10 protein-coding genes and 1 pseudogene are annotated in these 13736 nt (G+C 50.6%); 7 read left to right on the top strand and 4 right to left on the bottom strand.

The features are described 5' to 3' along the window. Positions 1 to 5: 5 nt before the first annotated feature. The 3 genes from E3J62_06810 to E3J62_06800 form a co-directional block, all read right to left on the bottom strand. Positions 6 to 263, bottom strand: coding sequence for a thioredoxin family protein (locus E3J62_06810; GenBank protein ID TET45658.1), 258 nt, complete (start codon positions 261 to 263; stop codon positions 6 to 8). A 77-nt stretch (positions 264 to 340) separates the two neighbouring features. Continuing rightward, positions 341 to 1171, bottom strand: coding sequence for an arsenite methyltransferase (arsM, locus tag E3J62_06805; GenBank protein TET45657.1), 831 nt, complete (start codon positions 1169 to 1171; stop codon positions 341 to 343). A gap of 19 nt (positions 1172 to 1190) precedes the next feature. Beyond that, the gene (locus E3J62_06800) at positions 1191 to 1478 is read right to left on the bottom strand and encodes an AbrB/MazE/SpoVT family DNA-binding domain-containing protein (protein TET45656.1); all 288 of its coding nucleotides are present in this window, start codon (positions 1476 to 1478) and stop codon (positions 1191 to 1193) included. A gap of 1161 nt (positions 1479 to 2639) precedes the next feature. On the opposite strand from E3J62_06800, the gene E3J62_06795 reads away from it, so the two are divergent. The 7 genes and pseudogenes from E3J62_06795 to E3J62_06765 all read left to right on the top strand — a co-directional run bounded on the left by E3J62_06795 (position 2640) and on the right by E3J62_06765 (position 10620). Next, positions 2640 to 3152, top strand: a complete 513-nt coding sequence (locus E3J62_06795; protein TET45655.1) for a nitroreductase — start codon at positions 2640 to 2642, stop codon at positions 3150 to 3152. 199 nt (positions 3153 to 3351) lie between these two features. Next, complete coding sequence (locus tag E3J62_06790; GenBank protein TET45654.1) at positions 3352 to 5190, top strand: bifunctional homocysteine S-methyltransferase/methylenetetrahydrofolate reductase; 1839 nt, start codon at positions 3352 to 3354, stop codon at positions 5188 to 5190. Next, complete coding sequence (locus E3J62_06785) at positions 5180 to 8536, top strand: methionine synthase (protein TET45653.1); 3357 nt, start codon at positions 5180 to 5182, stop codon at positions 8534 to 8536. The genes E3J62_06790 and E3J62_06785 overlap by 11 nt, the downstream gene beginning before the upstream one ends. A 219-nt stretch (positions 8537 to 8755) precedes the next feature. After that, on the top strand, positions 8756 to 9406 hold the full coding sequence (locus tag E3J62_06780) for a hypothetical protein (protein TET45652.1): 651 nt from the start codon (positions 8756 to 8758) through the stop codon (positions 9404 to 9406). 8 nt (positions 9407 to 9414) lie between these two features. Beyond that, a complete protein-coding gene (locus E3J62_06775) occupies positions 9415 to 9816 on the top strand; it encodes a hypothetical protein (protein TET45651.1) in 402 nt (133 codons plus the stop codon). Positions 9817 to 10309: 493 nt separating this feature from the next. Then, complete coding sequence (locus tag E3J62_06770; protein ID TET45650.1) at positions 10310 to 10516, top strand: type II toxin-antitoxin system HicB family antitoxin; 207 nt, start codon at positions 10310 to 10312, stop codon at positions 10514 to 10516. After that, positions 10513 to 10620: pseudogene (locus E3J62_06765) on the top strand (addiction module toxin, HicA family). The gene E3J62_06770 and the pseudogene E3J62_06765 overlap by 4 nt, the downstream one beginning before the upstream one ends. Before the next feature lie 440 nt (positions 10621 to 11060). Here E3J62_06765 and E3J62_06760 read toward each other — a convergent pair. Then, positions 11061 to 13544: a hypothetical protein gene (locus E3J62_06760; protein TET45649.1), complete on the bottom strand. Its 2484-nt coding sequence runs from the start codon at positions 13542 to 13544 to the stop codon at positions 11061 to 11063. Positions 13545 to 13736 lie beyond the last annotated feature (192 nt).

Genomic DNA, 13736 nt, shown 5'->3' with positions numbered 1-13736 from the left:
CTATGTTAGACGGGTTGTCCGATCCCTGCTGCCCTCAGATCCTCTTCGGTCGGTTTACCTCTTTTGCAGCAGTCGAGTATCTTTCCGTCAACCACCACTGTAGGAACCGAGCTCACACCATACTCACGTGCTTTCTCGAGCCCTTTCTCTTTGAGGTCGTAGACTGTGACATCGCAGCTCGGGCAGGCAATCTTGTTTACGAGTTGAACAGTCTCTTCACACAACGGGCATCCCGCTGTGAAAACCTCAACCTTCCTTGCCATTTTTCCCTCCCGGTGAAGTGTGAACCACCGCTACGCTAAAGGATTGGGGACCCGTACTCTCCTGACCACACTTCAGCTCATTTCGCTTTCTTGCCCGCGACCTTTATGCTGGCAATTGAATTCTCGATCTCCTTCGCCTTTCCTTGAGAGATATCCGTCTTTTCGGTAACTGGACCTATTACTGAACCACTGACTATGCAGTCGAGACCGAAGGCAGACTCTTCTACTATGTTGATCTTCTCGAAGCCCGCGTTTCTTATCTGATCCAGGTACTCGTCCTTCATGATGGCCCCCGAAATGCAGCCAACATAGGCCTCTCTCGATTCTTTCACAAAAGCGGGGAGCTCTTTCAGAAGGACGATATCGGAGACCATGAGTCTGCCACTCGGCTTCAGTACTCGGAACGCTTCTTTGAAGACTTTTCCCTTGTCCGGTGAGAGGTTTATGACACAGTTTGAGATTATCACATCGACGGAGTTGTCAGCCGCGGGGAGGTTCTCGATCTCTCCCAGCCGGAATTCTACGTTTTCATAGTCACCTTTCTGTGCATTCTCTCTCGCCTTCTCAACCATCTCTGCTGTCATGTCCACGCCAATGACCTTTCCGTTCGGTCCTACTTTGTTTGCGGCAAGGAAACAGTCGAATCCAGCACCCGAACCAAGATCAAGAACGGTTTCGCCCTCTTTTAGCGATGCAAGCGCTACTGGATTTCCGCAGCCCAGACCGAGATTTGCCCCCTCGGGCACGGATTTGAATTCCTTGTTCGAATACCCTATCTTCTTGCTCACATTCTCTGCCACGCTGGTGGTACCGCAGCAAGAGCTGGCCGTGGTGCAGCAAGAACTGCTCTCCTTCGCAACCTTGGCGTACCCTTCTCGCACCGTCTTCTTAATCTCTTCTTTCTTCATCCTGATCACACCTCGCTTCTTATTCCTGCATCGCTTTCATCATCGGACTGAGCACCACCTTTATGCTCCCTGTAAAGTCCTCGGCCTTGATGAGAGAGATGCAGCATACTTTGCCCTCAGACAGGCAGCTTATCACAGCGAATTTGTCGCCCGTCTTTATCTTGGCCTTCTTTCTCAGGTCCTTGGGAAGAACTATCTGTCCCCTCGCGTCGACTGTTACCATTGCGTCCATACAGCAGCACTCAGTGCTTACAGACGGCCCGCAGCACGGAGCACTCTCCTTCGTCTTCTTGGCTTTCTTGGCCATGGTCTTCACCCCCTTTCGTAACTCATTAGCAACCTGAGGTTTACCAGCATGTGCCAAAGACGGCTAGCAGCATTTGCACTTTTGCTGGCAGTGTGGCTCTGCCTCCACCCTGGCCGCCTGGATTCCTCGAGTATGTGCAGCAAACCAATGTGAAGGGAGTCGGGCGGCCGGGCTTCCCGAATATCCCAGTTCTGTTCCCCAGAGCGATTTAACCGATATGGTCGATTCTAGCTGATTGTATCTGCCAAAACGCACCATTTGATTTTCCTCCTTTTTGCGATTGTCTTGAATTCTCTGAACTTTCCGAACAATCAGAATATACCAAAAAAGCCGAATTCTGTCAAGCCCCTAGACCAAAAAAAATCGAAAATCGAAAATAAAACCTGAAACCACAGGATCACGCGAGATTCCAGAAGCCGAAAATAGAAGATCGAAAACACAACCACCAACGACGAGGCTGTTGCATAACTTCGGGGGCCTTCGCGAGTCTGCAGTTCTTTCGATCTAGATTTTCTAATTTCCATTTTCGAAGGTGCAGGGTGGGTAGGTGGGAATTTCGAAGGTGCGGGGACTGGACGATGGGAATTTCGTAATTTCATGTATTAGCTGACAGCTGTCTTATGTCTTGCATCTTGAGTGGTGATGGAGACCCCATGGAAGAAGGCAGGTTGCGGACTCAGTGGTTGCCAACTCAACCGTGCTATGCTAGTCTGAGCGCATAAGAAGGAGGCCAGAATGAACGTCATAGAGGCAATAAAAGAACGCTGCAGCATAAGGGGCTACCAGGACAAAGATGTTTTGCTTGGTGCCAGGCGTGACACATTGACATCTTGGGTGTTTCCAGGTGTAAGTATTGCTCTTTTGAGGCTTTGGCCGAATGAGTCAGCTATAAGGATTTCGACCAAGGTAGGCTTTCGGCGGCAATTTTCCCGCTTTCGATAGTTCTATGCGTCGAAAAATGGGGAACAGCCCAGCGAAACGGCAAGATGTCACGCCTGGCACCGGGGCTGGGCATAAGATCTCGTATCTGAGGTGATTCTGCTACTTCAAAACACACAAAAAGAACAACACCTCATGACCTTTATGCCCAGATTGAGATTGTCCACGCCTCCACTCTATGTTAGCTTATGGGTGCTGACGAATTGCAAGAAGGAGGATCCTATGAACGTCATAGAGGCAATAAAAGAACGCTGCAGCGTAAGGGACTACCAGGACAAAGATGTGGAAGACGAAAAGCTTCAGACACTTTTGGAATGTGCACGCCTGGCGCCCTCGGGTGCGAACCTTCAGGAGTGGCGCTTTGTCGTGGTCCGCGATAAGAAGATGCGAGCGCGCCTTGCAGAGGCTGCCAATAACCAGTCTTTCGTCGCACGGGCTCCAGTTGTCCTGGTTTGTTGCGCGGAGACGGAACAGCACGTGATGAGGTGTGGAGAGAAGAGCTATCCCATAGACTTGGCAATAGCTATTGACCACATCACTCTGGCTGCCTTGGAACTGGGGTTAGGGACCTGCTGGATAGGAGCATTCTATGCTGGCAAGGTGAGGAAACTGTTGGGAATCCCCGAGAGTGTTCCCATCGTCTCCCTTCTGACACTGGGCTATCCAGTATCAGGAGCCACACGACCAAAAACGCGCCTCCCATTGGAAGAGATTGTCCGACGTGAACACTGGTGACAGTATCAGGCCCGGACTACTGTAGAACGGTAGTCTTTCGAGCAGATGTAAGAAGTTCGGCATGGAGCAGCAATCTCCGATCACAAAAACAGGTTGACAGCGGCAAACTGCGCAAGATATCCTTTGCTGAACACCTTTGTAGGCGAGCCTCTTTACCGGGAGAGATGTAAAAACGTGAACCAATCTGGTGGAGGATGACGTGCAGCCTTTTCGTGAATTTCTGAAGAAGAACCTTCTCCTCTTCGATGGAGGCAATGGTACTGAATTCTACAAGAGAGGCGTTTTTATCAACCGCTGCTTTGATGAACTCAATCTTTCCGATGAGGCGATGGTCACTGATGTGCACAAGCAGTACATCGAAGCTGGGGCGGAGGCCATTGAGACGAATACATTCGGAGCCAACAGGTTGAAGCTCTCAAAGCACGGCCTGGATGACAAGCTTTTTGAAATGAATCATCGTGGGGTAGAAATTGCCAGGGAAGTTACCCAGGGGAGGGCATATGTTGCAGGCGCCATTGGTCCTCTGGGAATAAGGATAGAACCCTGGGGGAAGACAGCCAGGGAGGAAGCCCGTGAAATTTTCAAGGAGCAGGCAAAGGCTCTCCTGGAGGGCGGTGTTGATCTGTTCCTGCTCGAGACTTTTCTAGAACTTTCTCCTCTTGAACAGGCTGTCCTTGCCGTTAGAGAGATATGCGATCTCCCGATAATTGCACAACTCACTATCCGGGAGGATGGCAGTACTCCTTTCGGTACACCTGTTGAAATGTATACAAAAGAGATGTCTTCATGGGATGTGGACGTGATTGGTCTCAACTGCTCCGTTGGTCCTGAGGCGATGTTAGAAGCTGTTGAGGCTATGGCTGCGCGCACCGAAAAGCCGCGCTCAACAATGCCGAACGCTGGAAAGCCAAAGGAGATCGAAGGGAGAAATATCTATCTGTCTTCTCCGGACTACTTCGCTGAGTATGCACGCCGCTTTGCCCTGGCAGGGGTGAAAGTGATAGGAGGATGCTGTGGAACGACCCCAAAGGACATTCGTGCAGCAAAGGCTGCCATCAAGGCCTTGAAGCCTGTGGAACATGGGGGGCAGTGGAAACAGGTCACAGTCGAAGCTGCTCCTGTCAAACTCGTTCCGCAAGTGGAGAAATCAGGTCTGGCGAGAAAGATATCGAAAGGAGAATTTGTTGAGGTTGTAGAAATCACTCCTCCCAGGGGATGCGATCCATCAAAAGTGCTAAAGGCTGCAAAAGCCCTCATGGAAGCAGGAATCGATGCGGTTAACATTCCTGATGGACCAAGAGCAAGCTCGAGAATGAGTCCCCTGGCTCTTGCCACTACCATGGAAAGGGAGACCGGCATAGAAAGTGTGCTCCACTACTGCTGTCGTGACAGGAATCTGTTGGGGATGCAGTCAGATCTGCTGGGAGCCTACACCCTGGGAATCAGGAACCTTCTCCTCATTACCGGCGATCCTCCAAAACTTGGAGATTATCCAGATGCCACGGCAGTTTTCGATGTGGATTCCATAGGACTCGTGAACGTGGTCAATCGTCTCAATCACGGAAGGGACATTGGCGATAATGCATTCGGAGATCCAACCGGCTTTTTCATTGGTGTCGGAGTTAACCCCCAGGCACACAATCTTGACTATGAGATCCGCCGTTTCTGGTACAAGGTGGATGCCGGGGCCGAGTTTGCCATCACGCAGCCTGTCTTTGACCCTGAGGCCCTTCTCAGTTTCCTTGAAAAAATCAGCCACTGTCGCATCCCGATCATTGCGGGAATCTGGCCTCTTGCCTCGCTGAGGAACGCTGAGTTCCTGAGAAGTGAAGTTCCCGGAATCTACATACCAGACAGCGTGATGGAGAGAATGAAAAAGGCCGAAGAGAAAGGCGAAGCGGCAAGGGAAGGGATCAACATAGCAAGGGAAAGTCTTCTGGAGGTCAGGGATAGCGTCCAGGGCGTTCAGGTGAGCACCCCCTTTGGGAAATACGAGAGAGCCATTGAAGTCATAAAAGCGATGAGGGATGATGAGTGAACTGACATTTCTAGAGTTACTGAGGAGTAAGAGAGTCCTGTTCGATGGGGCAATGGGCACCCTCCTCCTTTCAAAGAATCTTGGCGCACAAGATTACGAAGGAAAGGAAGGCTGCTGCGAAATCCTCAACCTGACCCGGCCTGACCTGATAGAAGAGATTCACGGGAGCTACCTCGAAGCCGGGGCTGACGTAGTCGAAACGAACACATTTCAGGGGTCCCGGCTGAAACTGGAGGAGTTCGGCCTGGGTGAGAAGACACACGAAATAAATGTTGCAGCGGCGAGAATTGCCAGAAAGGCAACAGACAGTTTTTCAACTCCGGACAGGCCTCGCTTTGTTGTGGGTTCAATTGGTCCCACGGCCAAACTTCCTTCTTCGAGTGATCCGGAACTGACCATTTCTTTCTCCAGGATCAGGGAGGTCTTGTCAGAGCAGGCAGCGGGCCTGATTGAAGGGGGTGTCGATGCGCTGCTGCTCGAAACCCAGCAGGATATTCTCGAGACAAGAGCAGGGATATTTGGCATAAGGGATGCATTCAAAGAGAAAGGGACGGAACTTCCCATTTTGGTCCACATCGCCATTGACAAGAATGGAAGAATGTTGATGGGGACGGACATTGTGGCCGCGTGCTCGATACTCGAACCCCTCGGAGTTAGTGGTATCGGCATAGACTGCTCTTTCGGCCCTGAAGAGATGAGGGACTTTGTTAGAGTTCTTGCAAAGAACTGCTCACTCTACATCGGTTGTGTCCCCAATGCAGGCATTCCGGAAAATAGAGATGGAAAGCCATACTTCCCACTGGGTCCAGAGGAGATGGCGAAGAACCTGACAGCTCTCGCAGAGCAGTACTCCATCGACATTATCGGGGGGTGCTGTGGCTCCACTCCAGCCCACATAAAAGAGATTCACAGGCGGATGAAGAATAAAAGGCCTAGAAGGAGGAAGGTGGATAGAGTTCCGTCTGTGTCCAGCCCGTTCAAGCGAGTCCTTCTACATCAAGAGCCGAAACCCCTGATAGTCGGAGAACGGCTCAATCTACTGGGCAGCAAGAAGACCAAGGAGCTCGTTGAAAACGGAGACTATCAGGGACTGCTCTCCATCGCTTTTGAGCAGGAATCCCACGGCTGCCATATTGTCGACGTTTGCATGGCAGGTTCAGAAGAGAAAGAACGGATGGAGAAGATAGTAACGCTTCTCTCTCAGTCGATCCAGGTCCCTCTCATGATAGATTCAAGGGAGGAAGAAGTGGTTGAATCCGCGCTCCAGATATATCCGGGCAGAGCAGTGGTGAACTCGGTCAATCTGGAGAAAGGAAGAAAGGCATTCTCCAGGATGCTTTCACTAGTCAAGGAATATGGAGCCTCTGTTGTTGCGATGACCATAACAGAGTTTGGAATGGCCCAAACAGCAGAAGAGAAGTTGGAGGCCGCGGCCAGAATGAGAAAGATAGCAGTAGAAGAATGCGGTCTCTCTCCTGGCGACATGCTCTTCGACTGTCTGACCCTTCCTCTTTCAACTGGCGAGGAGAAGTACAGGAACTCTGGGAGGGAGACACTGCAGGGGATCAAGAAGATAAAAGAAGAGTTCCCTGAGGCCATTACAATTCTGGGCATCAGCAACATATCGTATGGCCTGATGCCAGAAGCAAGAAAGCTCCTAAACAGTGTTTTCCTGTACCATGCGATCAGGCATGGACTTGATGCGGCGATCGTGAATGCCAGCGAGATAACCCCCTATCAAGAGATCCCCGTTCACGAGAGAGAGCTGTGCGAGAACCTCATATTCAACAGCGGCGAGAATCCTCTTTTGAATCTGGTGGAGTGGGTGAAGACGAAAGACAAAGGTGAAGAACGTGAAAAGAAAAGGGGCCGGGAGCCTTCACTAGAGGAGGCGATAAGATCAAGAATCCTTGATCGTTCGACGGAGAACCTTGAAGAGCTTCTACAAAAGGCCCTCAGCAGGATGAGTGCACAGGAGATAATAAGCAACATCCTCATGCCTGCAATGGAAGAGGTGGGGAAGAGATTCGATTCCGGAGAAATGATCCTGCCCTTTGTCCTCCAGTCTTCAGAGATCATGAGCAAAGCAACAGGCTTCCTGGAGAGCCATCTCAAAGGGGAAAAAGTGGAGAAAAGGGGAAGGGTTGTGCTGGCGACAGTGTTCGGCGATGTGCACGACATAGGGAAGAATCTGGTCAAGTCTATCTTTTCAAACAATGGTTACACAGTCTATGATCTGGGGAAAAGGGTGCCCGTTCACGATGTCATTAGTAAGGCTGAGGAGACAGATGCGGATGCCATTGGTCTCTCAGCTCTTCTCGTTTCTACTTCAAATGAGATGAGAGTATGTGTGAGAGAACTTTCCAGAGCGGGGATGGACATTCCTTTAATTGTTGGAGGAGCCGTGGTTAGCCCATCCTTCGCCCGCCGCATCTCAGTTCTTGGAGATGGCAGGGCGTACCCAGGTGGAGTCTTCTGCGCGAAAGATGCTTTCCATGGACTTGAGATTCTGAACGGTCTCATGAGAGACAGAGAATCCATGATTGAGCAGTACAGAAAGGATGTTGCCCGTCAATTAGACAGGGGGAAAGCGAAGGAAGATATTGGCGGTGACAGAAAGAAGGTTGATACGATAGGAGGAGTGATTGCGGCACCATTTCTGGGGACCAAATTCGTCAAAGACATGCCTTTTGATGAAGTCTTTCCTTGGCTGAACCTGGATTCTCTTTTTCGCGCAAGATGGGGAGCAAAAGCGAAGGATTCGCCTGAACTGAGGGAGAAGGAGTTTCTTCCTGCTCTTAAGGAATTGAAGGTTGAATCTGTCAAGAGGAACATCTTCGACCTGTCGGCATCGTATGGATACTTCAATTGCGAGGTGTCGGGAGATTCTCTTGTTATTGAAAACGACAGTGAGAGCGTCACCCTCAACTTCGCCAGAAGATCTCCTATCACACGGTATTTCCTTCCCACCAAAGAGAAGGATATTGCAGTCCTCGGGGTGGTAACGATTGGCAAGGATGCAGCAGAAGTGGAAAGAGAGCTGACGGAAATGGGGGAGACGAAAAAGGCCTTCTATCTGCATGGGTTTTCAGCCGAGATGGCAGAAGCCCTGGCGGGCTATGTTCAGGCAGCGATAAGGAAGGAACTAGCGTTGCCGGAAGACATGGGCAGACGGTTCAGCCCTGGATATCCTTCGTGGCCAGACCTTTCAGAGCAGAAGAAGATATTCTCCATTCTGAAGCCTGAAGGCGAGATGGCCATAACCCTTACTGAAGCCTTTCAGATGGTGCCTGAGCACAGCATATCTTTTTTGTTCTGTCCGCGCGCAAAATCCCCATCGAAATAGTCCTTGCCCATATGAGCCTTCAGGTTGCAAATTCGACCTCAATACCACCACCTTCGGCCCATTGGAACGAATAGTCAGTTTGCGAGTATTGATTGGAGTAGCGCCGCTTGCGGCGCGCTTCTCACGAGCTCTCATGATGCAAGATCCCTCAACTTCTCTCCCCCTTGATGGGGGAAGCTTGTCCCGAGCCCGTCGAGGGAAGTTAGAGAGAGGGTGATAATGCCAAAATATTTCTACCATCACGATGGGCTTGGCAGTATAATCGGCATGACAGACAAACAGGGGAGCGTCGTGCAGTCGTACCGCTATGATGAGTTCGGAAGACTGTTGCAGGAGGCGTCACCGACGGGTCCACACAGCAACTACAAATACACAGCCCAGGAATATGACGGCACCATTTCTGAACTTTACAATTACCTTGCCCGCTACTACGAGCCCGAAATCGGCAGGTTCACGCAAGAAGACCTGATAACCGGAGCAGTGATTGCTCCGATCTGCGGGAGAGATTGCGTGGGCCGCCTGCGGGAGAACAGGATGTTCACGGATTTTCCCCAAGACTTGAACAGGTACTTATATGTCGCAAACAGTCCACCCGATTGGACGGACCCATCTGGGTTCAGCAGGTATAAGTATTGCGATTGGCTCCCAACTATCCCCAAAGCGCTATGCCATATCATCATTAACGAGATGTGTAAGAGGGCCCATGTCACATATTGCTGCGGTCTTGATTTGACGAACTGCGTCGCTGACGCCATGGAGAAGAAGGAGTGCCAAGGCCCGGAGAAAACTCCGGAGGAACTGTTGTGCTGGCTCAGGTACTACATTTGCATTGGCCAGGTCATTCCTGATGTATTACCTCCAGACCCTTGAGGTGGTGAATGAAGAAATTCGCACTTGGGCTGGCTATTGGATTGCCGGCATGGGCCGTCCTGCTTCTGCTTGTCGGCCTATTCCCTAGTCTCGAGAATTGCCGACCAGTGAGGAATGGCATCCCGGTGCTTCTGGCCGCGGTAGTGGCTGGATATATTGCCAGGAAGCAGGGGCCGATATGTGGCGTCACTATCGGAATGATTGACATATTGTTCACCTTGATGGTTCTGTGGCTGATTGGGCGCGCTAACATACGACCCTATCCTCTCAGTCTCTTTCTGAGCCACCTCGGACTACAGAGCGGACTCATGTTGCTCAGGTTGACCGCAGTCGACGTTTTGAGTGGGGTGGTCGGGGGCTACACAGGGAGCGTCTTGAGCCGGTCGGGTCGTCTCCGGCGCAGAACATAGGGTGAGACCTTGGGGACGGTGCCGTTCGACTGGGCTCCCTTCGATTGCTCCTCTCAGGACAGGCACGACAGGCCCCTTTAGAACTTAGAACGTAGATCGCAGAACTTAGACCGAAAGATACACAACTGCGTCCTCCTGTGCCGTGCACATCTGCTCAAATGAGCATATGTTCATATGAGCATATGAGAAGAGTGATCTGGTCAGGGTGCATCCTGGGACGAACCTCATAAAATGCGTTTTCACATTCCCGCATTTCCACACTTGCGTATTTTCGAATTCTTGGGAATATGCAAGTATCGTTGCCTGCATGGGGATCCACGAACTGAAGCGCTCCTGAGTTTCCGATCACAAGTGGCGCAGTTTTTCTGTTGACGGGACTGCTTGTTTCGGTTATTCATGTAGATGAGGGAGTTCTCGATGGAGAGGGAGACTGGTTGCCGTCTCGACTCTACGGCCCATCGAGCAATCAGAAAACGGTAACAGGAGAAAAATCATGCTAAGGCGTTTTACACTGGAGTACTGGAAGGATGAAGACTGGTATGTCGGCAGACTAAAAGAAATTCCAGGGGTGTTTAGTCAAGGAGAATCCATACAGGAATTGGAGGAGAATATCCGGGACGCATACCGATTGATGATACAGGAGGAGGAAGAACCACCTCGGACAGGGGTTGAGACCAAGGAAATCGGGGTCGAGGTTTGAAGCGGTATGCTCTCATCCGAGAACTCGTAGATGCCGGATGCTACATGAAGCGTCGCGGCAAAAAGCATGACATATACGTAAATCCCAAAAATGGCAGAACAAACTGCTTCGTACCAGGTTTTACATTTTTACATTTTGGCTCTCTTGCCAGCCGAGAAGCTAGCTCTGACGTAAGGTATTGAGTTTTTGGCGGTTGTGTGGCCCAGAAAAGCAAGATGGAGCAGCAATTTCTCACCATCCGTCTGAAAATGTAAAAATGTAAAACCTGGTACCGGATGCGAAATCCCCATCGAAATAGTCCTTGCCCATATGAGCCTTCAGGTTGCAAATTCGACCTCAATACCACCACCTTCGGCCCATTGGAGCGAATAGTCATTTACCTTTGTAGGGCCGTATCGCAATACGCCCCTACAATAAGTCAAGTTATGGGTGCAAGCGTTGATGGAGTAGAGTAGTGGTTCTGTGTGGATTGCAGCTGTTCTTAAATGTGTTGCTGAGCGTTCCGGAGAGTTCCTCAACGGCAGCGGTTTCTTCAACCTCGTCTCTATTTTGGTTCCTCCCTGTGTCCGCAGTCGAAGCATTGAAAATGGACACCGTATGCGCTTGATTTCCAAACTGTCAGGCCTCCACACTTTCCACATTTGGGGTTCGCAAAACTCGGCACCTCCTTCATCCTCTCAGGCAAGGATTGCATCTCAGTCATCATTCTACACGCTGCTTTGCTGCTCAGTCTTAGCATGACTTGGTCCGTGTCCTTGTGTGAAAGAATGTTGAGGGGTCCCAGCCAGAGAATTCGACCGTCCACCATAGCGAATTTCTCGTGCATATTGGATCTTAGAGCCACGGTGAACCCGGACTCCTCCAGTCCTTTAAGAACCTTGCCAGTCTCTTCACCGGCCGCAGGTTGTTGATAGGGAGGAAGGGTGACAATCTCGACCTTAACGTCCGTTTCTCGTTTGACCCGCAAAGTGTCAGTCCAGCGAAAAATTCCTCTCTCAGAAAAAAATGGAGAAAAGATCACAATCCCTTTTCTGGCATCCATCAGATCCTGCTTAAACGCCTGGTAGAAAGTGCTTTCATTAAAGAGTCCCGATGCTTCTGGAGACATCTTCAGTTCACGGCCAGTTTCTGTTGACAGCCCGTCGAGCCAATCTTCAGGCCCCAGGGGAAGTATGTCCTCCACCTTAAGTGGCTCACCGTCTTTTTCGAAAGCTGCGATGATCCGCCTCACAAAAGAATTCTCACGAATCTCAGTCTTCGCGTAGTCGAAATTCGCCACCAACATAAGGACATCCCTTGCTCTACTCAGAGCTACATTTAAGAGCCTGGCGCCATCAGCATCCAGCTCGTGTGCACTCATAATACGACTTGGTTTGACGCCGATCGAGTCACACAGGTCAACGACGACACAATCTTTTTCGTTATGTTGAGACCTGTACACCGTCGCCGCTATGTCAGTGCCGTGGTAGTCCAGTTTCTCGCTTGCAAGGGCAGAGATTAGAGCTGCCTGTGCCCAATACGGGGTTACGGTTCCGATTTTGGTGTTCCGGCCTGTCTTCTTTGCCATAAGACCTTTTTTTCCAAGGCGGCATATAATGTTTCTAACTACGAGGGCGTGGAGAAAATTATATGTAGAACGGGTTCCTTGACGCTGACTGGCCCAAGGAGCCACAGAGGAAGTATCCACGTACAGCAACTCCTTTGCGCCAAGCTCAGTCGGGAAATTACTCCGACGCCTACCGCGCACGCGCGAATCCGTTACAATTGGGGTGTGCTCATAGAAGAGATCGCTCACCAGCCTGGATATTGGCTCACGCATTTTGTATTGAGAATGCAAGACAGCCAATCCCTCGTGATATTCGCCTGCTTTCAGACTTGCGACAACTCCTGACTTGCGGAACACGTCCTTCTTAAACCATTCCTCGCATGCAGGATTGTTGGCCCTGACAATTGGTGGAAGCTGTTGGAAGTCTCCTGCGATCAACACCTTGTGCCTGGCTAGACCAGAAAGAAAATATACGAGGGGCAACGGAAGCGTTGAAGCATCATCTATTACAACTACATCAAACATTCGGTCGAGCTGGTCTTTGTCGCAAGCCATGTGGGCAGTTGTTGCCATGACTCTACAGAGGTGCATGACTTCCTCTCTCACATTCTCCAAATCTTTTGCCAGAACCAGGACGGCTGTCTCAGGACGCAGTTGTTTTAGGTAGCGTGCCTTTCTCTTTGATTTCTGTCTCTTTATGCAAAGTCTCTCAACAATGTTGTCGAGTAATACATTCGAGGCAAACTTTGCGAGCTCCTTTTTTACTATAGGTCCGTACCGCACCACAGCACCCAAACCGAAATCCTGTTCATTCCGGAGGAGCTTAAAGACCTTCTCAAGTGCTGTATCTACGGCGAAGTTCGTATCTGAAACGAGTAGCACAGAGTGTCCTTTGCGGTACAGCTGGTGAATAACCCTGGCGACAGTAGTCGTCTTTCCAGTGCCCTGGGCTCCACAGAGGTAGCAGACGTCAGTGCCGAGGGCAAGCTCAATGGCCCTTTTTTGCTCATCACTGGGCATTCGCAGGGCGTCCGGGGACGGTGAATATGAGAATTCAGAAACGCGCGGTCTGTCGTGGCCTATTACTTTGTCTGCAAGCACGCTGTTGAAATATGAGTCGCCCGTTATGATCTCCGATAGCCTGTCTCTCAACTGCTGAGGGAGGATGGAATTGTCTGCCTTTAAATGGACCGAGGGGAGACGGGAACCGAGACCCTTCTCCGAGATGAGAGTCACAATACCATCTCGTTCTGAGACCATTCTTCCTCCGACCCGCTCTCCCTCCACTGTTATCTCAATGGGTGCATCGTCTCTCAGGTAGACCTGGTCTGTCAGAGTGAATGCATAAAGAAAACCATCGCCAACTTTACCTTTACTTTTGCCTCCGCGCAGCTCAACTTGAGACGAGCCACCTTGTTTGTGGACGGCGGCTAGCTCGGCGTCGAGCCCCTTTATCATATTCTTGATAATCGTAGAAGACAATGCTGACCTCCATTGTCCCTGCTGCCGGCTTGGCAATGTTCGCGATTACCTTTATATGTTAACATAGGACTCTGTATGATACCACTCAAAACACTTTGCACAATTACCAACTACGAACTACAAACCGCAAACTCTCAAAGATCATGAGCGAAGCCAGGCGCGAAGTCCCACGAAGCTTGGAAAAGTGAAGTG

Source organism: candidate division TA06 bacterium (genome assembly GCA_004376575.1).
Classification (GTDB): domain Bacteria; phylum Hydrothermota; class DG-26; order E44-bin18; family E44-bin18; genus E44-bin18.
Note: the sequence above shows the minus strand (reverse complement) of the source record. Positions and strands in the feature narration are given on the sequence as shown.